The 22,384-nt window shown below is 51.1% G+C and carries 26 protein-coding genes; 13 read left to right on the forward strand and 13 right to left on the reverse strand.

Going from position 1 to position 22,384, the window contains the following annotated elements; genetic code table 11:
* Window positions 1-56: 56 nt before the first annotated feature.
* On the reverse strand, window positions 57-1,004 hold the full coding sequence (locus HX448_RS03170) for a DMT family transporter (RefSeq protein ID WP_190259897.1): 948 nt from the start codon (window positions 1,002-1,004) through the stop codon (window positions 57-59).
* Between the two features lie 184 nt (window positions 1,005-1,188).
* Here HX448_RS03170 and HX448_RS03175 point away from each other — a divergent pair, with 184 nt between their 5' ends.
* Together HX448_RS03175 and HX448_RS03180 are read left to right on the forward strand one after the other, a co-directional pair.
* The gene (locus HX448_RS03175) at window positions 1,189-1,860 is read left to right on the forward strand and encodes a dienelactone hydrolase family protein (RefSeq protein WP_102330727.1); all 672 of its coding nucleotides are present in this window, start codon (window positions 1,189-1,191) and stop codon (window positions 1,858-1,860) included.
* Between the two features lie 19 nt (window positions 1,861-1,879).
* On the forward strand, window positions 1,880-2,425 hold the full coding sequence (locus HX448_RS03180) for a DUF1697 domain-containing protein (RefSeq protein ID WP_162485984.1): 546 nt from the start codon (window positions 1,880-1,882) through the stop codon (window positions 2,423-2,425).
* 19 nt (window positions 2,426-2,444) lie between these two features.
* Here HX448_RS03180 and HX448_RS03185 read toward each other — a convergent pair whose 3' ends face one another.
* On the reverse strand, window positions 2,445-2,807 hold the full coding sequence (locus tag HX448_RS03185) for a hypothetical protein (protein WP_102330729.1): 363 nt from the start codon (window positions 2,805-2,807) through the stop codon (window positions 2,445-2,447).
* A 182-nt stretch (window positions 2,808-2,989) separates the two neighbouring features.
* Complete coding sequence (locus HX448_RS03190) at window positions 2,990-3,703, reverse strand: response regulator (protein ID WP_102330730.1); 714 nt, start codon at window positions 3,701-3,703, stop codon at window positions 2,990-2,992.
* Window positions 3,704-3,988: 285 nt separating this feature from the next.
* Here HX448_RS03190 and HX448_RS03195 point away from each other — a divergent pair, with 285 nt between their 5' ends.
* From HX448_RS03195 to HX448_RS03205, 3 genes are read left to right on the forward strand one after another with little or no spacing between them, the layout of a single operon-like run.
* Window positions 3,989-4,132 (forward strand): hypothetical protein, encoded by a 144-nt coding sequence (locus HX448_RS03195; protein WP_190259898.1) that lies wholly within the window; start codon window positions 3,989-3,991, stop codon window positions 4,130-4,132.
* A 39-nt stretch (window positions 4,133-4,171) separates the two neighbouring features.
* Entirely contained in the window at window positions 4,172-4,345 is a 174-nt protein-coding gene (locus HX448_RS03200; protein ID WP_158513458.1) for a hypothetical protein, read from the forward strand.
* A 59-nt stretch (window positions 4,346-4,404) separates the two neighbouring features.
* Window positions 4,405-4,962 carry an Hsp20/alpha crystallin family protein gene (locus tag HX448_RS03205; RefSeq protein ID WP_162485985.1) on the forward strand — a complete coding sequence of 186 codons (558 nt, stop codon included), beginning with the start codon at window positions 4,405-4,407 and terminating at the stop codon, window positions 4,960-4,962.
* A 65-nt stretch (window positions 4,963-5,027) separates the two neighbouring features.
* Here the strand turns inward: HX448_RS03205 and HX448_RS03210 are convergent, their stop codons facing one another.
* The 5 genes from HX448_RS03210 to HX448_RS03230 all read right to left on the reverse strand — a co-directional run bounded on the left by HX448_RS03210 (window position 5,028) and on the right by HX448_RS03230 (window position 7,567).
* Window positions 5,028-5,720: a phosphoribosyltransferase gene (locus tag HX448_RS03210; protein WP_102330732.1), complete on the reverse strand. Its 693-nt coding sequence runs from the start codon at window positions 5,718-5,720 to the stop codon at window positions 5,028-5,030.
* Between the two features lie 40 nt (window positions 5,721-5,760).
* Entirely contained in the window at window positions 5,761-5,988 is a 228-nt protein-coding gene (locus HX448_RS03215) for a hypothetical protein (RefSeq protein ID WP_102330733.1), read from the reverse strand.
* A 170-nt stretch (window positions 5,989-6,158) separates the two neighbouring features.
* Window positions 6,159-6,671 (reverse strand): peptide-methionine (S)-S-oxide reductase MsrA, encoded by a 513-nt coding sequence (gene msrA / locus HX448_RS03220; protein ID WP_102330734.1) that lies wholly within the window; start codon window positions 6,669-6,671, stop codon window positions 6,159-6,161.
* Entirely contained in the window at window positions 6,668-7,261 is a 594-nt protein-coding gene (locus HX448_RS03225; RefSeq protein ID WP_336470081.1) for a methionine-R-sulfoxide reductase, read from the reverse strand. Before HX448_RS03225 ends, msrA begins: the two co-directional genes overlap by 4 nt.
* A 111-nt stretch (window positions 7,262-7,372) precedes the next feature.
* Window positions 7,373-7,567, reverse strand: a complete 195-nt coding sequence (locus HX448_RS03230) for a hypothetical protein (RefSeq protein ID WP_102330735.1) — start codon at window positions 7,565-7,567, stop codon at window positions 7,373-7,375.
* Between the two features lie 189 nt (window positions 7,568-7,756).
* On the opposite strand from HX448_RS03230, the gene tatA reads away from it, so the two are divergent.
* A complete protein-coding gene (gene tatA, locus HX448_RS03235) occupies window positions 7,757-8,011 on the forward strand; it encodes a twin-arginine translocase TatA/TatE family subunit (protein ID WP_102330736.1) in 255 nt (84 codons plus the stop codon).
* A gap of 116 nt (window positions 8,012-8,127) precedes the next feature.
* Here the strand turns inward: tatA and HX448_RS03240 are convergent, their stop codons facing one another.
* Together HX448_RS03240 and HX448_RS03245 are read right to left on the reverse strand one after the other, a co-directional pair.
* The gene (locus HX448_RS03240; RefSeq protein WP_102330737.1) at window positions 8,128-9,279 is read right to left on the reverse strand and encodes an NAD(P)/FAD-dependent oxidoreductase; all 1,152 of its coding nucleotides are present in this window, start codon (window positions 9,277-9,279) and stop codon (window positions 8,128-8,130) included.
* Between the two features lie 111 nt (window positions 9,280-9,390).
* Window positions 9,391-9,999 carry a response regulator transcription factor gene (locus HX448_RS03245; protein ID WP_162485986.1) on the reverse strand — a complete coding sequence of 203 codons (609 nt, stop codon included), beginning with the start codon at window positions 9,997-9,999 and terminating at the stop codon, window positions 9,391-9,393.
* A gap of 288 nt (window positions 10,000-10,287) precedes the next feature.
* Between HX448_RS03245 and HX448_RS03250 the strand changes: the two genes are divergently transcribed.
* The 5 genes from HX448_RS03250 to HX448_RS03270 all read left to right on the forward strand — a co-directional run bounded on the left by HX448_RS03250 (window position 10,288) and on the right by HX448_RS03270 (window position 16,648).
* Window positions 10,288-11,748 carry a B12-binding domain-containing radical SAM protein gene (locus HX448_RS03250; protein ID WP_102330739.1) on the forward strand — a complete coding sequence of 487 codons (1,461 nt, stop codon included), beginning with the start codon at window positions 10,288-10,290 and terminating at the stop codon, window positions 11,746-11,748.
* Window positions 11,749-11,816: 68 nt separating this feature from the next.
* On the forward strand, window positions 11,817-12,416 hold the full coding sequence (locus HX448_RS03255) for a hypothetical protein (protein ID WP_102330740.1): 600 nt from the start codon (window positions 11,817-11,819) through the stop codon (window positions 12,414-12,416).
* A gap of 143 nt (window positions 12,417-12,559) precedes the next feature.
* Window positions 12,560-14,065: a reductive dehalogenase gene (locus tag HX448_RS03260; RefSeq protein WP_102330741.1), complete on the forward strand. Its 1,506-nt coding sequence runs from the start codon at window positions 12,560-12,562 to the stop codon at window positions 14,063-14,065.
* Window positions 14,066-14,276: 211 nt separating this feature from the next.
* Window positions 14,277-15,671, forward strand: a complete 1,395-nt coding sequence (locus HX448_RS03265) for a reductive dehalogenase (RefSeq protein WP_102330837.1) — start codon at window positions 14,277-14,279, stop codon at window positions 15,669-15,671.
* Window positions 15,672-15,682: 11 nt separating this feature from the next.
* Window positions 15,683-16,648 carry a substrate-binding domain-containing protein gene (locus tag HX448_RS03270; RefSeq protein WP_102330742.1) on the forward strand — a complete coding sequence of 322 codons (966 nt, stop codon included), beginning with the start codon at window positions 15,683-15,685 and terminating at the stop codon, window positions 16,646-16,648.
* Between the two features lie 490 nt (window positions 16,649-17,138).
* Here the strand turns inward: HX448_RS03270 and HX448_RS03275 are convergent, their stop codons facing one another.
* Window positions 17,139-17,678, reverse strand: a complete 540-nt coding sequence (locus tag HX448_RS03275) for a hydrolase (protein ID WP_102330743.1) — start codon at window positions 17,676-17,678, stop codon at window positions 17,139-17,141.
* A gap of 83 nt (window positions 17,679-17,761) precedes the next feature.
* Window positions 17,762-18,961, reverse strand: a complete 1,200-nt coding sequence (locus tag HX448_RS03280; RefSeq protein WP_226846831.1) for an oxygen-binding di-iron domain-containing protein — start codon at window positions 18,959-18,961, stop codon at window positions 17,762-17,764.
* A 380-nt stretch (window positions 18,962-19,341) separates the two neighbouring features.
* On the opposite strand from HX448_RS03280, the gene HX448_RS03285 reads away from it, so the two are divergent.
* Both HX448_RS03285 and HX448_RS03290 read left to right on the forward strand, forming a co-directional pair.
* Window positions 19,342-19,782 carry a universal stress protein gene (locus HX448_RS03285; RefSeq protein ID WP_102330744.1) on the forward strand — a complete coding sequence of 147 codons (441 nt, stop codon included), beginning with the start codon at window positions 19,342-19,344 and terminating at the stop codon, window positions 19,780-19,782.
* 84 nt (window positions 19,783-19,866) lie between these two features.
* The gene (locus tag HX448_RS03290) at window positions 19,867-21,312 is read left to right on the forward strand and encodes an MFS transporter (RefSeq protein WP_102330745.1); all 1,446 of its coding nucleotides are present in this window, start codon (window positions 19,867-19,869) and stop codon (window positions 21,310-21,312) included.
* Between the two features lie 192 nt (window positions 21,313-21,504).
* On the opposite strand, the gene HX448_RS03295 is transcribed toward HX448_RS03290, so the two are convergent.
* Window positions 21,505-22,383, reverse strand: coding sequence for a DMT family transporter (locus HX448_RS03295; protein WP_226846833.1), 879 nt, complete (start codon window positions 22,381-22,383; stop codon window positions 21,505-21,507).
* Between the last annotated feature and the right edge of the window lies 1 nt (window position 22,384).

The following is a 22,384-nucleotide window of genomic DNA, read 5'->3' on the forward strand; positions in this document are numbered from 1 at the left end:
GGGCAGCAACGAGGAATCGGAAACAGGGTGCCATAAGCTAAGACCCGGCTGGCAGTTCAGTTTTCCGTGGTTTTGACCGTATTCCCCACTTCCAAACCCCCGGCGACATTCACCGGGTTTGGCTCAATCAATTGCCCAGGCTTAGGTTTGGATTTGAGCTCGGTTAGCATCATGGCAGCAAGGACCAGCACGCCGCCGATGATGATCCGGGCAGTCAGACCATTTCCAGCAAGTACCACCGCGAAAAAACCCGCGAATACCGGTTCCATGGTCATGATAACGGCCGCCCTTGTCGCAGAGACAAGGGATTGAGCCCAAGTCTGGATAACAAAAGCAAAAGCGGTGGCGACTAGGGCGGTGATAACCACAGCTCCCCAGACACCGGGATCCGGGGGAAGGGTCAGGCCACCGGGCAAAGCAGCGACCAGGCTAAGTATGCCCACGAACGATATCTGTAAGACCGCCAAACCATAAACATCATGTTTCGACGACCATTCTCCCAACCCCACAATGTGGAAGGCAAAGAAAATGGCGCATAGCAATGTTAGCAGTTCCCCGATTCCAATGGACCAACCATTCAACGAGAGGACTGCGAGACCGGCGGTGGCGAGCACGACCGCCCACCAGACATTGGCGCTTAACTTACGTTTTAAAAGCAACCATGAAACTACCGGGGTCAACACAACGAACATCCCTGTGATGAAACCCGAGACGGCAACCGAAGCGTGCTGGAGTCCAAAGGTTTGAGTAATATAACCGAGTCCCAAGGCCAGACCTAAAATGGCCGCCCGCTTGAAACCAAGTGAGCCCATTCCTCGAAGACTTTGCGGGCGGATGGCGATCATGACCAGCGCCGCGAGGCAAAACCGCACCGCCAGGAAATCCATTACCGGCATGCGGGAAACCGCCTCCTGCACCACTATAAAGGTGGCGCCCCATGCCGCAGTAACGCTGACCAAAGCCCAGAGAGCCAGACCGGATGAAGATTTCCAGTTGTTTACCATACCACCCCAAGAAACAAAACTGAACGAGGATTATACAATATCCCGTGGAATTCCCCAATCTGTTTCTAACGTTTCAGGATCGATCCATTCGCCACAATCGGAGCGATTTATCCCGAGGTGGCGCTAACCTCCGGGAAGGGCGATAATTCTTTTGAGTAGTCTTTGGGATTTCTGGAGGAATCAGATGGCAAGCGATGGCGTCTGTCCTGTTAAGATTAAGGTCGACAAAGTCACGCTTAACGGTGATCTATGTCTTCCTAGGGGCGTTGACGGGCTGGTGGTTTTTGCTCACGGAAGCGGTTCCAGCCGTCTCAGCCCCCGAAACAGGCGAGTATCCGCGGCGCTCAGAAACACTGGACTCGGCACACTGCTTTTCGACCTCCTGACCGAAGACGAGGAGGCTGTTGATAACATCACGGGCGAACTGAGGTTCAACATCCGGTTTTTGGCTCAGAGACTTGTGGCTGTGACCGAGTGGCTGGAGAAACAACCAGAGGTATGCAAGTTTCCCATCGGCTATTTTGGGGCTTCAACCGGCGCAGCAGCAGCGCTGGTGGCCGCCGCCGAACTTCCCGGATGCATATCCGCGGTGGTGTCGCGGGGCGGCCGGCCCGACCTGGCAATGAAGAGGTTGAAGGAAGTCAAAGCCCCGACCTTACTGATTGTCGGCGGCGCGGATACCGAGGTACTCCAGTTGAACCGTCGGGCTATGGAACGTTTGGAGACAGCCAGAGAGTTGGCCGTGGTACCGGGCGCGACTCATCTATTTGAGGAACCCGGGACGATGGAAGAAGTCGAGCGATTAGCCGCGGCTTGGTTTTTAAAGTACCTGACCGCGGGACGAGGCAGAAGTTGAATTAAAGCACATGCTCTCGATGAATAGATACGTCGCTTTTCTCAGGGGCATCAACAGCGGATCGAACCCGACATTGAAAATGGAAACGCTCCGAAAAATCTTCGAAGATGCGGGTTTCCAGTCGGTTAAGACGGTGCTGGCCAGCGGCAACGTCATTTTTGATGCCCCGGGGGAAGATAATTTCGAAAATGCGTTAGAAAAAGAACTCGAAGCAAAGCTCGGGTACCGGATGGCGGTTATCGTTTTGTCTTTGGCGGAAATCAAACGGTTAATAGAATCAGCTCCGTTTGCGGGAATTGACGTCACCCCTACCACCAGGCTCTACATCACCTTCACCAAGTCAAAAAAAGCACCTGGCCTCATTTTACCATTTTCCAACGCTGACAAAGGATTTACCATCCTGGATTTCGACCGAGGGGTTATCCGTAGTATCGTGGACCTGAAAAAGGGAATCACACCCGACCTGATGAGCGCCCTGGATAAGCATTTCGGGAAAAGCAACACCGCCAGAAATTGGAATACGATCGAAAAGATCTTTTCGATCATAAAACAGAATGGATCATAAAAGGGGACTTGGGCTGGGTTTAATAGTGTTCCAGGTCTTCGCCGGGGCCCTGTTCGCTCAATGGATTCTCATCGGCAAGGACAGGCGCCTCCGGGTATAAAGGCGATTGATCAAGGAACTCCTCGAGAACGCGCCTGCCGAACTCACTATCGCTGATGTCGGTGATGTCATCAATGCCCTGTTGGGCGATCCAACGTCGAAGCTCGTCTTCCCAGTCGGCAACTGGTTCGAAAGCGACAGCGCCGGTGTCACCCTCTTCCCGTTCAAACCATTGAGTCCAGGCCCAAACAAAGGTCCGGCCGGTCTCCGGGTGTCGCCAATTAGTTGAATAGACCACAGGAGTGGTGCCTCGAAAACGATCATCGCGAAACTCTTCGGCCACAGGCTCTCCTTAATAAGTCAGGTTGCTCCCTAAAAAGCATAACCCTTATCCAGTCCGCTTTCCATGCGTAAAATTACCTATTTTAACGTGGTTCACGTACGTATTCGTACCGACCTCGTAGATGATGACCAGATCATCAAGGGAATTAGAGTCTTCCCGGAAGTTGTTATCTGATATGGATTTTAGCCTGGGCCTGAACCTTCGCCGGTTTCATCAGCCATCTCCGCATTTTTCAATGCTTCCGGTTCGGGAGGCACAAATCCTTTTTGAAGAGCATATCGAAGGAGTTGACTATGATTGCGGAGGTTCAGTTTGCGCATGAGGTTCGCCCGATGGGCTTCGACAGTCCGCGGACTTATAAAAAGCCTTTTGGCGATGTCGGCACCGGTATAACCCCGGACCACCATGTGCAACACCTCGCGTTCCCTGGTCGACAATTGTTCGTAGGGATCGGCGACCGCATCGCTCTCGGTTTGCTTAATGTATGACTCGATCGCCCGTTGGGAGAGAGCCGCCGATAGATAATGGCGCCCCTTCATGACTTCGCGGATGGCGCTGGTAAGTTCATCGACTGTCGATTCTTTTAGAAGATATCCCTTCGCCCCAGCCCGCAAAGCACCTTGAACATAGCTTTCATTGCCATACATGGATAAAAGAACTACGGCCGTCCTGGTCGAGTGTTTTATCACCTGGCGACAGACCTCAATACCCGAAATGCCATGAAGCATCAGATCTACGATCAATACATCGGGATGTAGTTTTTCTACCTGTTGCACCGTCTCGAGCCCGTCTTCGGATTCACCGATGACTTCGAAATCAGGTTGAGCTTCGAGGAGCGCCCTGATACCGCTTCGCACGACTCGATGATCGTCAGCCAGGAAAATGGTGATAGTCATAATTCTCTCCCCAAAGTCTGCGATCGGACAGTTTTGAATATATGTCTTTCATTACCTGTTCAAGAACGATTATAACGCAAATATAGAGATGCTCCAACAGAATTTTCTCCAACGTCCCGCCGTTCAAAAAAATAGATTTGATAATCATCACGTCCTGACATCCATAAATATTTTTCAAAAAATGAGGGCTTTTTTCGCCAAGACTAGGGGTTTTTACGTATATCCACGCGATGGGATTTGGGGTTAAATATTGTTAAGAAAAAACAAGCGCCGGAGGAACAGACAATGGGTGTGATGATATCGATAATTTTGTTGTTGACAGCCGCGGTCATCGGCGCCTGGCGGTTGGAGACCGAATTTGATCGTGAAACAAGATCTCAGCCGGCAACACAAACGGTAAAGCAATCAATTTCTGTAACCAGAGAATAGATAGAGCCGACCTGAATATCGAAAAGTTCGGAGGAGAGAATGTATCACTTCAAAAGCTGCCCCAGATGCGGAAAAGGCGACCTGTTCGAAGACAGCGATGAATACGGGGTTTACGCCCAATGCTTTCAGTGCGGTTATGTGGGCTACCCCGGCAAGATACTCTCGCTGGAGCAGGCCCGTGCCGAACAGTTGCATCGGCGCGGCCGCCGCTAGTAAGAACGATCCGGTACCTGATAGCGCGTACAACTGTTAATAGAAGTGAGGGCGAAAAGATGGCAATGGAAAGATGGCAATCAAGGCATCCTTTAGCGGCGTGGCAACCTTTCAGAGCGTTGGACCAGATGGAAAAAGAGTTTGACGACATTTTCGGGCGAAGTTTTTTGCCGGTAATGATGGGAGATGGTGGCAGGGCGGAAGAAATGATGCCCAAAATGGATATTTTTGAAAAAGAGGATAGATATGTCGTCAAGGCTGAAGTCCCAGGAATCAAGCCTGAAGATATCGACATCTCGATCACCGGCGACCTGCTGATGCTGAAAGGTGAGAAGAAGGACGAATCCGAAACTCACGAAGAGGATTATTATCGCCGTGAGTTATCCTACGGTTCGTTCGTGCGTTCAATCCGGCTGCCATCAAGCGTAGACGTAGACAAAATCGTGGCTACCTGCGACGACGGTATGCTGGAAATCGATCTGCCGAAGGCCGGGGTTGTAACACCCAAGAAAATTACGATGACAGCCAAGAAACCCGAAAAAGCCGGGGGCAAAGTCATCGAGGCTAAGGCTAAGGAAACCAAGCCCAGGGCAAAGAAACAAAGCGAAGCGAAATAATATCGGACTGCAAAGGGGGGCTTTTAAGCCCCCCCTATGTTTTCTCTACGATTGGTACGTGAGGATTAAAGGCGGCTCGGCTTCACCAAGCGATCCCGGTCCTGGCGCAATATGTCTAACACATCCGCATCGTCAAGCTGTTCAAAACGCCGGTAAAATTGGCCAACTGCACCAAAATCCGCGGGAGATCTGAGACAAACTAACTCATCGGCATCCCTGGCCAGGGACTTGATCGTATCCTCCGGACCTACCGGAAGAGCAGCGATCAATTTGCCCGGTTTCTCATGCCTGGCAGCAGCCAGGGCTACTTTAAAAGTGGCACCGGTGGCGACACCGTCATCGGTGATGATGGCGATCATCCCGTTTAGAGGGACTCGGGGGCTTACCTCGCGGAAGACCCGATTCCGCCTCTTTATCTCTGCCATTTGGAAGGCTTTTTCCCGTTCAATGAAATCTTCGCTGATATCGAGCATCCTGACGACGTCCTGGTTTAATGACACCTGATCATCTTCCGAAATGGCGCCAAATGCCAGTTCCGGTTGGCCCGGGCTGCGAAGTTTACGCGATAAAACGATGTCCAGTTTGGCATCCAATTGCAGCGCTATTTGCCGGGCGACAGCCATGCCACCGCGGGGGATCCCCAAAACAACCGTATTTCTGCCCGCGTAATCCTTCAGTTCGGCAGCAAGCAGGTTTCCAGCCTCTGTCCTGTCGGCAAAAGGTTCGCCGTTGCGACTCAAGATGCGCCAATTAGCCAAAATGCGCTCCTCATAATGCGAAAAATTCTAGCCCGCAAACCTAAACCCAAAGAACGGTTTTGCCGGATGGTTCAAATTGATGAAAGCAAGAACTGCATCGAAAAATGGCCTGAGGGCCATATTCCTGCCTGGTGACGAAGGCTGCACCGCCACAAATCGGACAACGGGCATATGTTCCCGAGGTATAGCGGAATCCTATCTCGGCAAGCTGACCGTCGCCATAGGGACCATGCATCGTGTCGATGGCTTTTTCAGCGTACACCGTCATTCAAAACCCTCAACTTGAATGAAATTACCGATTACGCTCACTTTACGCCGTCAAGTTGGTTAAAAGAAATAGGTGAAACTACCTAATTAGCTGTGTCAAACCCCTTAATTTTATCGTCGAAGCCATATTTCAATTGATTGATTGGAAGGCGTATTCACTACTCAAACGGATCAACTTTTAAAAAGCTTCGCCAGCTTGGGAGCGATGACAGCCTGGCAATAACCTTTTTCCGGGTGCAGTTGATAATAATCCTGGTGGTAAGCCTCGGCGGGATAGAACGCCTCGAGCTGTTTGACCTCTGTGACAATCGGCTGGGGAAATGCCTTGTCCTTAACGAGTTGAGCGATGTAATTTCCCGCGGCATTTTTCTGAGCTTCGCTTGAATAGAGAATCACCGAGCGGTATTGGGTGCCTAAATCCGCCCCCTGGCGATTAAGAGTGGTGGGATCGTGAGCCTTGAAAAACACCTGCAGCAAATCATGGTATGAGATCACCGCGGGGTCGAAATCGATTTTCACAACTTCCGCATGGCCGGTGCGGCCGGCGCAAACCTGTTCATAGGTGGGACTGGGGGCTGTGCCCCCGGCGTAACCCGAAGTCACCCGGCTGACCCCTTTCAACCGGCTGAAGATGGCTTGAATGCACCAGAAACACCCGCCTCCGAGGACCGCGCTTTCGGTCATTTCTTTGGTTCCTTTTCGGGGTTAAAGTCAATTGAAAGAGAATTGACACACATCCTGGTATCCTTGGGAGTCTTGTGTTCGCCGCGGAAAACGTGACCGAGATGACCTCCGCAGGCAGCGCAAACGATCTCCATGCGGCGCCCGTCGGGATCCGGAATCTCTTTGACCGCACCCGGAATGGCGTCATCAAAGCTAGGCCATCCGCAACCCGAGTCGAATTTGGTATCCGATTTAAACAGAGGGGTGTTGCATCTCTTGCACCGATAGATGCCTTCCCTGAAGAATTTGTTATATTTTCCGGTTCCCGGAGGTTCAGTGCCCTTGTGGACGATGATTCTTTCTTCCTCAGGGGTCAGTATATTGAAGGTCCTTGCGTCATCATCGACCTTGCGCGACAGTTCCAACGACATGTCCGGTTCATAAACCAGCAGGAAGGTATCTTCAAGTTCATCTTCAATGGTTTTCAGGGCTTCCAGCTCTTTGGGAGTGATCAAGGCAGGTTTGAGACTGCGGGGAAAAGCGATTACTTTTCTACCTTCTCCGAGTTCCGCCTCGAGAGAATTCAACCGCGTTTCATGTGATGCTGTCATCCGTGCTCCTTAATTCGCCTAATTTTAATCCAGTTAGTCCAACCGCCGAAGAGAGTTCCCGGTTAAAGGAATATCTTCGGCGGCTAAACGCTCCGAGATAAGATAAGGTTATTACTTTTCAGCGTAGACTACCAGGGTCGCATCCATTTCTTTTTCAGCGGATCTGACTTCGTCCAACTCTTTGGGTGAAATCTGCGCGAATTTCGGCGCATTCTCATAGGCGATGATCCGCTTGCCACCGAATTCTTTTTCCAGGCTCTGAATTTTGGAGAGTTGCGCGGCGCTCATTTGTTTAAACTGGCCCATCAGACAATCCCCTTTCAAAATATTTACCCTATTATGTCTGAATAAGGCGGCGCCACGGCAATACGTATCTGTACTAATTTCAGATTGCTAAGAACACCTAATCACAAATTTAAGCCTGAAAAGGCAATCGGAAAAAGTAGCAATGGCATGGTATAATAACTTTAGTAACTTGGAAACGGAGTTAGTCTGATGAGACTTGGACCTCCAGAAATCATTCTCATTTTAGTCGTGGTCATCCTGATTTTCGGAGTTGGTAAACTACCTCAAATCGGGAAATCTTTGGGTGAAGGTTTGCGTTCCTTCAAGAAAGCACAAGATGAAGTCAACACAGAAGTTAAAGCGATTAACGCGTCCGTAGAAGGGAAGCCGGCACCCAAGGAAAAAGTTGTTGAAACTCCCAGCACGCCTCCTCCGCCGCCTCCTCAAGCCAGCGATGACGCTTGATTCATTCTAAACGTCAGCAAGATTAAATTCTTACAGCCCTGATCATCAGGGCTGTATTTATTTGAGCCGTCTCCGCCAGACGTTTTTCGAGAAGGAACAATTAATTGAAGGCTTGTCTAAAAAATCGAAGCCAGTAACGCCCCGGCTGCCTTGAGAATGGCTTTCCCATGCCAATCGAAAGTAAAGTCATCGTCCTTGAGAAGGCATTCGACGGCTCCCGAATCCCTGGCTTTCAGCATCAGACGGTCAACGATGGGTTCGGGGATGCGCTGAAACAAAGATCTTCCCAGCCTGCCGATCAGCAGATCACGGCCGATAGCCGAACGCCAGGCTTGTTCATATTTTTTAAGCGAACCGGCAGTCAGGTCGCCTGCCGCCAGGGCTGTGCCAAGAGTATCGGCGGCCATGTCGGCGCACAGGAGGCCGTAATAAAGCCCTCCGCCGGTGGTTGGTTTTACCTGACCCGCCGAATCGCCGACGGCAATAACGCGATCATTGAAAGTGCGAGGGAGGGTTGAGAGAGGGATCGCCCTACAGCGGACTCCATCCAGCTCGGCACCGATCCGGCCCTGTGATCGCAATCTATCGACTAGCAATGGTAAATTGGCATCTACCCGCCGACGTGCGATAAGACCGATCTTGGCCCGGATATCCGAGATCGGGGCCATCCAGGAAAAATACCCAGGGGTATATTTTCTATCGACGTATACTTCGACACCAACCGGCTGCGGAGTAGCTACCTCTGTTTGAAAGCCCAGAGCCGCGCGGCTAATTTTTCCCATACCCAATTGACCGGTCAACCTCGGGGATAGCCCTGCGGCGACGACCACACAACGGGCGGAGATGGTGTGGGTCGATCCCCCCACGGTAAAGCCAACTTTAGCCTCTGTTAACGATGTCTTGATATGCGTTACAGTAGCGCCGAGGAAGAGCCTGGCTCCAGAGGATACCGCGGACTCCGCCATCTCTCGATCGAATCGAGCCCGGTCAATAGCTACAGCCTGGACGGAGGGCCGACTCAAATTAATGGCGCCGCCACCGGGACCATTGATGGCCGCTCCGCAATACTTCCTAAGGACCAGATCAGGAGAAATGTTGAATTGCTCCAGGCATTGGACACTGATTATCCCTGTACAGCAGATTGGTTGCCCAAGGTTTTGACGCCGCTCTAGCAAGATGACATCATGACCAGCAGCCGCCAACCGGGCGGCCGCCCTGCTACCGGCCGGTCCCGCGCCGACAACGATTACATCAGCGTCAAAATTCATCGAATTCCTGGCAAGACCATTCGAAAAACTCTCTGTACGGTCCCGGGCACTTTTATCATCTTTTTATCTGCGCAAACCAACTCTCGGAGGCAACTAAAAGAGGTAGAACTATTATATCAGCCCTAGTTGAGACGCCTTCATTACAGTCTGGGTCCGATTGGTCCCACCTATTTTAGCAAATAATGTCTGTAATGCTTTTTTTACGGTGACCTGGGCGATGCCAACTTCAAGGCTGATTTCCTTGTTGGTTTTTCCGCCAGCCAAAAGAGAGAGTAATTGTTTTTCCCTTTGGGTCAAGACAATGTTCCCAGGGTTCGATCCTGACTTGCCGCAGTTTATCTCTCCAGGTTTGAACATCGATTCGAGTGACACGGGGTTCCATACCGTTGCCCCAAGGGCAATGGTTTTAATAGCTGAACGAACTAAATCCGAGGATGATTCTTTTGATAAATAACCACCGACTTTCAATGGTGAGAATAGAATGGTGTCGGAACCGAGAACCAGTATTTTAATAGTAGGGAAACGTTCAGTAATACTCTGAATTAACCTTGATGTTTCTGGCCCGTCACCGATGAGCAAAATGTCGGGTTCGGCGGCTTCTATAAGTTCGAGAATCTCCGGTAGAATTGCCGAATCGCCCACAATTTCAACTTCCCCGGCAAACCTCAGGACTGTCCGCAAACCGGTACGAAAAATTTCATAATCATCCGCCAGATACACCCTGGTTTTGTCCTGGCGTCCCAGTTCCGATACTGTCAATTTATTCACCTCATGCAAGACAATTATATACTAAAGTTTGTTATTCGTCTATACAAAGGTATACAGAATATCCGAAAAGTCATATCCATAATGCTTAGAGCAAATAAGCATAGATGCCGATTCCAATTTTCCAGGTTTAGCCTTAAACTAAGACAACACTAAAATTACAATGTTTAATACAACCTTAACAGTTATTAAATACCAAACTTTAAACCATCCTACCAAACACTGATCCTGAAAGAAGGTGTCATGAGAATCCTCCTGAGCATTCCGTTACGTGACGGCATGTACACCAAGTTCCCCGATGAACTGTTGTCCATCGCGGCCGTTCTTGAAAAGAACGGCCACAAGGTCATGCTCCACGACGCCAATCTGGGAGATAGATCCGCCGAATCGTTCAGGGATTTTAATCCTGACATCGTCGGTTTATCAGTCTCCACCGGTTGTGTTGCTGATTCCATCAAGAAAGCCACCGAATTCAAGGCTGCCTTCCCTAATATCAAGACCGTCTGGGGTTTCCGGCATCCTTCAGCCCTGCCCGAGCAGACGCTGAAAGAAGATTACGTTGATTACATCATCATCGGCGCAGGAGAATACACCCTACTGGAACTGGCAAACTACCTCGAAAAGGGAAATGGTTCTCTTGCCGATATCAGGGGTCTGGCCTGGAAAAACGGCAATGACATCGTCATCAACGAACCCCGGACGTTCCTCAAAAATCTTGATGAACTGCCGGATCCGGCTTGGCACCTGGTAGACCCCAAGAAATACTGGGACGTCTCAATAATCACCAGCCGGGGCTGTCCCTTCACCTGCACCTTCTGCTCCGACGCCACCTTCTACAAGGGCAATGTTTCCGACCTGTCGGCTGAGCGCATCGCGTCCCAATCGGAACGGCTGCACAAGGAGTTCGGCGTCAATTACATCATGTATACCGGAGACAACTTCGGGATCAATAAGGAACGCCTGCACCAGTTTTGCCGCATCATGATCCAGAAGAAGCTCAAGCTGAAGTGGAACTGCCAGATCTCCGGCTACGTCACCGAAGAAGACGCCAGGCTGATGGCCAAGGCTGGTTGTACCGCAGTCATCCTGGGGACCGAGAGCGGCAGCCAGAAGATCCTCGATCTCCTGACCAAGGGCAACGTCCAGGAGTTTGAGAAAACCTTCTGGAACCTGGTCAAGCAGAGGATCATCCCGACCCTCTTCATTCAATACGGTTTTCCCACCGAGACAGCCGAAGACTTCAAAGAGACGCTGGAGTTCATCAAACGCCTGGATAACCCGCCTTACCTCTTTATGAAGTTCGTGCCTTATCCCAAGACGGTGCTCTTCGACCGATGCGCAGCCGAAAAACTGATTTCGGTGCCGGAGCGGCTTTCCGGATGGTCCAGTTTCCAGTTGTATTATGCCACCCAGGGCAATGTTTCCAATGTGCCGCAAAACCTGATGGATGACGCTTTGGCAAGTTTCCGGGCAACCTTTGCGACCCGGCGTTTCCGTTTCATGATCAGGCACAACCCGGCTTATTTCCTGATGGCTTTTAAAGAACCGAAACAGTTCTTTGGCTCACTCGCTTATTTAATTAAGAACTATTTGAACATGATATTTGATTCTGCTAACGGGAATGAGTCATGGGTCGTCAAAGTCCAAAGGATTTTCGGGCGAACACCAATGAAGAGGGTATCGCCGCAAGCAGCATCCAAGTAAGCCTGAGTCACCGGTAGTAACGCCGGAAGATATAAGAAATACCGAAACAAGGAGGAATTTGAAAAGAAATGTGCACTTATCTGGGGGCGGAAACGGTTGCCGTTGACGCCGCCAAACCCCGCCGAACCGCTCGAAATCTTTTCGTGACGGGGACACTTACCCTGATAGTTGTCTTACTGATGGCCGGATGCAGCGGCTTGAACGTCGGATTAGGATCGCCAGCGACCAAAAACGGTGATTACACCGATGACCAGACTCCCATTGTGCAAGAGGTCACCTGGATCGATCTTAAAGCTGATGAACTGGTTGCCAACTACCAGCAGTATATCGGTAAAGAGGTATACGTCAGGGATACGACGGTAGTTTCGAAAGAACTGGGTTCATTCGTCATTGTCGGCGACGGCAATGTCCAGGTATTTCCAACCGATCTGGCCTTCATTAATTATCTGGCCATCACCGACACCGTGGAAGCTCGCGGTATCGTTTCAGGAATCAATTCGGACGGGCAGATCATCCTGGAGGACGCTCACATCAACGTTTGGTTCAGCTGCTATCCGAGAGAACACAGCGCAAACGATGATATCGGTAACGACAGGGTTGTCCAGAGTAACACCAATGGCGTACCGGGGAACGGTTGGCCCGGCGAAACAAATCCTATTGTTCCCTAGTTTTCGGGCAGTAACGCAGATCGGAACCAATTAAGGAGGTGATGTTCTACCGCCAATAACTGAATAAGGCAAGCAAAGTCTCAAGCAATCAAAAGTCGCAAAAAAAGTCGCAAAAGCAAAGTCGAAAAAGAACAAGGAGAATTATGCAAAAGTTTCACAGTACAGTAAGTCGCCGTGATTTCATGAAGTTCATGGGCATCACCGCCGCCGGCCTGGGCGCCGCCGGTCTAGTTGCGCCTGCCTTCCATGATCTCGATGAACTCGCTGCCTCAACCAAAGGTAATCAGAGGCGTCCCTGGTACGTCAAAGAGCGCGAGTTCTACAACCCGACCGTCGAAACCGACTGGGCGGTGATGCAGCGCCGCGATCCCACCAACACCGGACAGCAGACCGAGATGTGGGCCAAATATTATGGCCAGAAACGGGCTGATGAGGCCTCTGCTAAGGGCGCTGCCAATGTCAAACAGTGGACCGCTAACAAAGAACCCGGGTTCACCTATCGTGCTCTTGCTCTTCAAAAATCAGTGACCCGCGGTTGGCCGGCCTACGTCAGCCTAGGCTGGGGTGGCCCGACCACCAACGGTACCTGGACCAAGGGCGGCGGTAAAGCTTACACTGGTGTCCAGTCGCCTGAAGAGCGCGGCGAAGCCAAGTGGACCGGTACCCCGGAAGAAAACTCCCAGTTAATGAACGCTTTCATGCGCTACTGCGGCAATGCTATTTCCGGCTACGGCCCGCTCGATACCGACTCTCGCGAATACAAGCAGATCATCTCGACCAACATCAAGCATAATGCGGCGCAGAAGGTTGTCTTTGAAGACGTCCCCGCTGGTTATGAAACCTCGACCAAGCGTGTTATACCGACCAGCCATCAATACTACTTAGTCAACTGGGAAATGATGAGCCACGACCTTTCCCGCACCACTCCCGCCCAGGGCGGTCTGTTCAACAGCTCAGACCATGTGGCCACCATACTGAAGCCGTCCACCTTCAACTTCCTGCGGTACCTCGGTTACGGCTATGTGGGCGGCGGTTCGGATGACGGCACGCCTTTCGTCGAGGGTGCCTCTGCAATATTAACCGGCGTCTGCGAAGGAAGCCGAAACAACGTCTTTAGCCTGACCCCGGAATATGGCCCGATCGGTCGCTTGCATAACTACGTTACCAATCTGCCCCTGGCGGCAACCAAGCCGATCGATGCCGGCATGTTCAAGTTCTGCTACACCTGCGGAAAGTGCGCCAACAACTGTCCCTCCGGGTCCATCTCCACAGCGTCCGAGCCGACCTGGGAAATCCCGGATATCAACGGCATTCCAAGCACGATGCATAACCGGGGCACCAAGGAGTTCTGGAGCGACGGCGCCCTGTGCCGCATGTGGCGCACGGAGTACGGCACCAGCTGCAACAAATGCTGGGGCGAATGCACCTTCACCACGAATTCCCGGGCAATGGTCCATTCGATGATCAAGACTACGATCGCCACCGCTTCCATCAGCCCGCTGAATTCCTTCTTCGCCAAGATGGGCGATACCTTCGGTTACGGTACTGACGACCAGAAGGCTGAAGAGTGGTGGGATTACTCCCTGCCGATCCTCGGCTTCGATTCCACCGTTGTCGCTTTCGACGGCGGTTACAGGAAGACCCTCTAAATCCGAAAAGCTGGTTTACCCAGCCCGTGGAAGAAATGGAAGAAGCGGGCGCAAGCCCGCTTCTTCCATTCACCGGCAGATGCGAGTGAAAGTGTTAAAAATTTTGGCGGATTGACGTAAAGACTTTTATATTACATAATGTTAGAGAACCTAAACGATCACGATTGCAGCGTTGCTGCAACACGGAAAAAATATCCTCAAAAATAATCAAATGACCAATTTCCACACAAGCATCAATCGACGTGAATTTATGAAGGGCCTAGGCTTGGCTGGGGCAAGCGCCGCCGCGATTTCGGCATTTGGCGATATCGATTCGTTGACCGCCGGGGCAGATCTCTCCGGTTATCGCAAATGGTGGCAACGGGACCGCAATTTTGAGGATCTGACCACTCCGATCGACTGGAGTGTTTTCAAACCATACGACCCGGGCAAGTTGTATTTCATGCCCTCAGAAGTCTACAAGCGTCAGGCTGATGACCGCCGAGCCAGGCAGCTTTCAGGCATAAACAATAAAACCCCTGGAGCGTCGCTGCGGGACCTGGCTTTAGATAATGCGACATATGACAACTTCAACATGCAGAAACTCGCATGGGATGGAAACACCCGAACGGCAACACCCCTGGACAGGGGAGCATCCGGCCCTTGGGTGGGGACCCCTGAGGAAAATCTTCGGACAATGCGGGCGGCCGCCCATTTCTACGGCGCTCCGAAGGTCGGCGCAATCGAGGTCAACGAACACACCAAAAGGTTGTTCGACCTTGGCACCACGGTTTGGGAAGATATCGACGCCGGGTTTGTCGATTCCAAAGCTGTTTATCATATCCCCAATAAGTGCAAATGGATTCTCACCTGGCTGATCAAGCAAAATTATCCCCAGAGTCTGTATGCGTTAAGGAACAGCGATAGTGCCGATCAATGGAAAAACAAGGTTTTTGAACTCGGCCAGGCGGCTCGTAACGCCTCCTACTCGAACGCTCCCCAGATCCGTTGGAATATAACCGGCTTTTTACATGGACTCGGATACACAGCATTGCAACCACCGACTTCGGCAAACGTGCCATTTGGCTTGTTCTCCGGATTGGCCGAACAAGGCCGGACGGCCTATTCCTGCTCTCCTGACTACGGATTGTCGATACGATATGTAGATTGGGCGATAACCGACCTACCCCTGGAACCTACCCCGCCTATCGATGCTGGAGTCCTTGAATTCTGCAAAGTGTGTAAACGTTGTGCTGTGGTTTGTCCTTCCGGCGCGCTATCCCTGGAGAACGACACGACCTGGGACGTGGCCGGTGAGTGGAACCGCGGCGGTTTCAAAGGTTGGCATCAAAATTGGAAAAAATGCGCCGAGTGGGGCGGCCCGCATGATTGTTCCAACTGCCAGCTTTCTTGCCCATTCAACCATCCTCCAGAAGCCTCTATCCACAATATTGTTCGAGCGGCTGCCGGATGCACATCGGTCCTTGACGGGTTTTTCGCGAACATGGACCGCAGCTTCGGTTATTCCAGTCAAAAGACCGAATCCGAGCGCAAAGGTTGGTGGGACCGCAACCTGGCGACCTGGCCTTACGATGATCTAAAGGGTTTCGGAGCTAAAGACTGGTAGGTTAGACACGCATGATTACCTCGAAACAAAAGGCGGTTCTGCCACTCATTCTGCCGGTCACTGCTTTGCTTGTTATATGGCTGATGCATCCGGGCAACGCCGATGCCGGTGGCACGAATCCGGAACCAATGTTGCCAGCCGTAGATGATTTGACCGGGTCGTTCACCATAGCCGGTGATCCGTTAGTCTCTTCTTTGTCACGAGTTTGGGCGGATGAGTTTATGACCTTACACCCTGGGATAACAATAACCGTCACCGACGATGATTCAGGCATATCTGTTTTAGGCGGTGGAGCTTCGATTTATCAATCGATGCCTCGTTTGGGACCGTCCGGGATTGAAACTGCGGAAGGCATAGAATCAAACCAGATCCGCGTCGCCTCAGATGCCCTGTCGATAGTTCGTTGGCCGCGGAACCCGGTTGACCTTTTAACCGTGGCGCAAGCATCTGCCATTTACAGCGGTAAGATCACCAACTGGGAAGAACTTGGAGGCAACGACGCCTCGATTCACGTTTACGCGATGCCCTCGGGAAGCGAGACATACAACTTCTTCAAGGCCAAGGTGCTGCGAATGGCGGGACTTCCGACAGAGGACAATACAATTGAATTCGGCAATAACGTAGTGTTTTTGTCAGATGCTGAAGAGGGCAAAGGCATAGTCGCCGCCGACCGGAACGCCATTTTCTTTTGTCCGGTGGCCACTGTCACTGAAGAAGTAACACCGACCTGGATCATCAAGGCGGTGGGTGACGAACCCACGAAGGCTTGCCTGGAAACGACCTCCGCCGGCACCTTCCCCTTTTTCCGACCGGTTTTTTATTACACTGACGGAGAACCCACGGGTATTGTCAAGGCTTTTATCGATTTCTGCCTTTCCGAAGAGGAGCAGAACAAAGTCATGAAAGGCGGCTTCTTGAGGTTGTTCTATCCCGACCACACGCCGGTGCCAAATCTTACTCCTTTTCCAGCCGCTTGAGCCCAATTAGTCCCCTCGTATTGAGCCCAGCCGCCGGGCTTGCCTGACACCATCCGCTATTTGATTGAGTTGACCGGCTTAATGCGATTACTGGAGATCGCGATCATCATTACCACCTTTGTACATGCTGAAAAAGATGCCACATAATTCGCTAAAATATGCCCACACAATAGTCATGTCTCAGACTTTGGAATTTCAAAAAAATACCGTAAAACCCCTGTTATACCCAGTACTTTTGGTGTATCATTAAAATATGCTTGAGGGAAAATGCCCGAAATGCGGTTATGAGTGTATTGGATGGGGACTCCGGTTCCCCCGCCACCAGGCATGCGCCCGATGCGGTAGCGGCCTAGTCATTACCGAGGATGGTCGTCCGGTCGGGGTAGGTTATTCGCCATTTCAGGCAGACAAAATTATCAATTCCGGGGATAAAATCTCTAAACCCCGCCAATAACCGTAACGCCGTCTTCAACTGACAGAGATGCGGCGTTTAACCCTTAATCAGTGAACTTATCGCTTTGAATTGCCCGGATTTACTGGACCGAAGCAGTTCGAAAAGAGCCATTTCTACACCGGTCAGTTTAGCGCCTTCAGATGCCAAACGCCTCAGTGCAAGGTCTTTGTTCTGGGACGTGCGGGAAGAAACACAATCGGTGACCAAATGTACTTCAAAATCTTTTAAGAGCAAGTCCATCGAGGTCTGATAGACACAAATGTGGCTTTCGATGCCGCAGACCAGGACTTGTTTCCTCTGCGTTGCACTTAGCGTCGCATTGAATTCCGCTTCATTGCAACAGCTAAAATGGAACTTGCTAACCGGTTTTGCCTCATATCCCCCTATCAATTCCGGGATGGTTCTTCCGAGTCCAGCGGGATTTTGCTCGGTATAAATTATCGGAATCTCAAGCAGGCTAATGCTTTTAACCAATTTCTGAAGATTTGAGAGAAGGATCTCTTTATCAAACATGACCGGAAACAATTTTTCTTGAACGTCAATAACCAGGAGAACTGTATCTTTTACCTCTAGCATCCTTACCTCTCGTCAAACAAGCACATTTCGTGCCACAGGCATCCGGCCCTGCTGGTGCTAACCAGATTAGAATATTGTCGCAATCACTCTTTCAAAAAACAAGTCCCCGCTACCGACTTGCCGAGGATCCTACACTGTTCAAGGTCCTCCGGGCCGGGACGCCATTTAGCTTTTACGCCGGGGGTGGTCACCTCTATCTGGCTGGCTCGAAGATTTTCTTCCAGTAGGCCGACCCCCTCGCCGCTCCAGCCCCAGGTGCCAAAAGCGGCGCCGATCTTGTTCTTGAATTTGAGTCCCTTCATGCCGGTCAGCACCGGCGAAAGTGTGGGTAAAATTCCCTGATTGAATGTGGGCGAACCGAGGACGACCGCCCTGGCGAGGAGTATTTCAGTCAATATGTCGTTCCGATCGTCCGAAGCCGCATTCATCATTTTGAAGGGCAGACCGACCTCCGTCATCCCTTCCCCGATCGCCTCTGCCATTAAACGCGTCCCCTGCCACATCGAGTCATATACGATAACCGCGCTGCAATTTGATTTTTGCTCCGTCCATTTGCGGTATTGGTTGATTATTTGCATTGGAGATTGGCGCCATATGATCCCGTGGGCAGGCGCAATCATTTTTAGGGGAAGCTTAAGATTGACCATCTCATCGATCTTTTTTGCGATCATCGGAGCCAGGGGGTTCAAAATATTGGTGTAGTACTTCACCGTTTCCCAGTCCAAGATTCCCCGGTCTACTTCAGCTTCAAAACGCCCGGTTGACGCATAATGTTGACCGAAAGCGTCGCTGCTGAAAAGTATGGCATCATCGTTCAAGTAGGTAAAAAGGTTGTCCGGCCAGTGGAGCATCGGCGCTTCAATGAAGGTGAGAACCTTATGGCCAATGGAATATGTTTCACCTGTTTTTACCGGGCGAAAATTCCATGGTTGCCCAAAATGCCGGGAGAAGGTTTCGATACCGCGTGGGGAGACAATTACTTCCGCTCCCGGACAGCGCTGCATTATTTCAGGTAAAGCCCCGGAGTGATCAGGCTCGGCATGCGCGGCAACGACGATGTCTATCTTCCCCGGATCGATGACGTTGGAAATGTTTTCGATCAAAGTATTTTGAAACCCGGTAGGGACGGCATCAATAAGTACGCACTTTTCATCAATGATCAGATAAGAGTTGTAACTGGTACCGTGATTTGTCGACAGTTCGTGACCATGGAACTGCCTCAGAGCCCAATCTACGGCTCCCACCCAATAAACGCCTTTGGTCAATTCAGTCACGGTAGACATCGACAAACTCCAAAAATTATTTTTTTATGTTTAGTTATCCCCTGTCCATTTTAAGCCAACTTGAAATGGACTCCAAACGTGCCAGAGACAATCACCCTGATATTCTAGGTTATATAATAAGGAAAAATATGGAAAAAAGACTATAAATGTATAAAAAAGAAAAAATGTTGAAAAATACCACTTGCAATTGAGTACTAGTACCCTGTATGATATTGCGTATACATCTTCGACGGAGGCGAAGCTTTACCAAAAGGTCGAAAATCCAATTTTGGCAGCCAATTTTTCCTGCATCCCGCTCCCCACTTACGTTAAGGCAGACTTATCCCCAGTTCCACCGGGATAGTAGACCCGGAAAATCTTAAGAAGAAAGCGAGGGGGGAATGTATAAAAAAATTCTGGTACCACTTGACGGATCTAAGACTGCGGAAGGCGTTTTGTCTCATGCCAAGGCGCTAGCCTATTCGGAAGGGGCCGAGATTATCCTGTTGAATGTGGCAAGCAACCCAGCTCAATCATTTGCCTTTGAAGACCCGGCCATCGCTGGCGCCACGGTCGAGGACGAGGAAGAAAAAGCCGGGAAATACATGGATGCGGTGTGCAGTCAGTTACGAACGGCCGGTTTTAAGGTCACTTGCATGGTCAGACAAGGCGGCGCCGCAAGCATGATCCTGAAAGTGGCCGAAGATCTCGGAGTCGATGTGATCGCCATGTCGACCCACGGCAGGTCCGGTCCGGCTCACTGGCTCATCGGGAGCGTCGCCGAACGCGTGGTCCGCCATTCCAAAATTCCGGTTATGATGATCCGCGCGTCGGAAACGTAGCTTTTTTTAGTCTCTGGTCTTCTATCGGTCTTGTTCACACGATATCTTCAATGAGGGGAATTATAATTTTTTGAAGGGGGGAACATGGCAAGCGTAACACAAGCTGTGTCGAACAGCGTCCAAAGCATCCGAAAAGTCATCTTCGCCTCATCCGCGGGCACGGTTATCGAATGGTACGATTTCTATATCTTTGGCAGCCTTTCAACGGTCATGGCTTCCAAGTTTTACCACACCGGGACTGACATTGGCGATCTTATCGCCTGGCTGTCCACCTTTGCCATCGGTTTCATGGTGCGTCCGTTCGGTGCTCTATTCTTCGGGCGCATCGGCGACCTGGTCGGCCGCAAATTTACCTATCTTCTGACTATCACTATCATGGCCGGCTCAACCATGGGCGTTGGTTTGCTACCTACTCAGGAAACCCTGGGGGCTTTCGCTGGCATTATTCTTATCGCTCTCCGGATTCTCCAAGGCCTGGCGCTAGGAGGCCAGTACGGCGGCGCCGCCACCTTTGTCGCAGAGCATGCCCCGCACGGTAAACGTGGTTTTTATACCTCATGGATCCAAACTACAGCTACATTAGGTTTGTTTCTATCCCTTGGAATTATCCTGGCTACTCGCAGCATCGTCGGCGAAGCGGACTTCTCCGCATGGGGCTGGCGTATTCCGTTCCTTTTCTCTGTTGTCCTGATTTTCCTGTCCCTCTGGATACGCTCTTCATTAAAAGAATCGCCGTTATTCGCCCAGATGAAGGCTACCAAAACAGTTTCGAAAAACCCGCTAAAAGAAAGCTTTGTAAACAAGTTCAATCGGAAATGGGTTCTCATTGCACTATTGGGCGCCACAATGGGACAGGGTGTCGTGTGGTATACCGGTCAGTTCTACGCTCTCTTCTACCTGCAGAAGATATTCAAGGTCAGCCTGGTTGATTCCAACTTCATAGTGGGTGCCGCTGTTCTTCTCGCCACCCCGCTCTTTATCTTCTTTGGCTGGCTTTCCGACCGTATCGGACGTAAACCGATCATGCTGGCCGGCATGCTGCTGGCAGTGTTGACCTACTACCCGATTTACGGCGCTATGGCCGCCTTTGCCCCAACCGATCCAGGGCAGCACTTTATGTTCGCCTATCAGGGTTACAATCAGGTGGCTTTGTCATTCCTGGTCTTCATCCAGGTTGTCTACGTGACAATGGTCTACGGTCCAATTGCCGCCTTCCTGGTTGAACTTTTCCCGACAAAGATCCGCTACACGTCAATGTCATTGCCCTACCACATCGGCAACGGCGTGTTCGGCGGACTGGTACCGATCCTTGGTCTCGCATGGATCAATGCTACAGGCAATAACTTTGCCGGACTGTGGTGGCCGATGGGGATTGCCGCTGTATGTTTTGTGATAGGCTTAATCTTCGTTCGTGAAACAAAAGACGTTGATATCACTGATGCAACTACTACCTTTGCGCATCAGGCGGAAACGGCTCATACAAATCAAGCTAAAGGGGTTATGCCCGCCGCCTCGATGCCTGAGAAATAACAGAATCAGCCTTGGAAAAAGGGCGGATAGCACGGCTATCCGCCCTTTTGTTTTCCAGTTCGGTGCCGACTTACGAATCGAGATAAATCGAGAATCAGAAACCTTCAACTAGCCCGAAAGCTCATGGACGCCGGTAAGCCCTTCGGGACCTTTACGTTTATGATCCGGCGAAATGTCTATTCTTGGGACAGGCTAACGCACGCTCTTCGATGTTACGATAACGCCGCCCAGAGCGATGAGTCCGCCGATTCCGGCCAGAGCTGAGGGGACTTCTCCCAGCCAAAACCAGGCGATCATCGTGGCCACGATGGGGTTCAGGTACATAAAACTTGTAGCAATTGATGCCGTAGTCCGGGAAAAAACAAAATTCCAAACAACATAGGCAATAGCCGCAGGGAAGACGCCCAAGTAAACGACCGCCATAGTCGGACCGAGAGCCGCCTTCGGCAATTCAGAGATGAGATTGGGCAGGAAAACCAGCATGCCGATCGTTCCCGCCCAAAAAGCGTAGCAGGTGATCTCCAACGGCGTGTAACTCTTTAAAAGACGCTTTTGGATTATGAAATACACTGAAGTAAAAAGGGCAGCCATCAGGATTATCAGCGCGCCGCTCTCGAGTTTCAGGTGTCCGGACTCACCGAACGAGATGAGGCCGATACCTCCGAAACTAGCCCCGATACCGAGCCATTGCCTTATGCCCAGGCGTTCTTTCAGAGTCAACGTAGCCAAGATTGCGGTGAAAATCGGTACGGCGCCGATAATGAAACTCGCTGATGCGGCAGTCACCGTCTGCTCACCATAAGCCAGAAAGATATGGTAAGCGGTGATGCCTACAACGCCTCCGAGGAGGATCCACGGCAGGTCTGCCGTTTTCGGTAATCGAATCCGCTGTCGTAGAAGGACCCAGGCAAGCAATGTCGCAGAGGCTATCAAAAACCGGAAAAGGACAAGCGCTCCCGGGGTAAACGCCTGCAAGCCGGCTCTAATGCCAGCAAAGGATGATGCCCAGAGAATGGTGACAATTCCAATAGCTAACAGAGCGCGCTTATCCACGCCGGTTGAGAGTTTCAAG

Source organism: Dehalogenimonas etheniformans, from assembly GCF_014672715.2.
In the GTDB taxonomy this organism is placed as follows: domain Bacteria; phylum Chloroflexota; class Dehalococcoidia; order Dehalococcoidales; family Dehalococcoidaceae; genus Dehalogenimonas; species Dehalogenimonas etheniformans.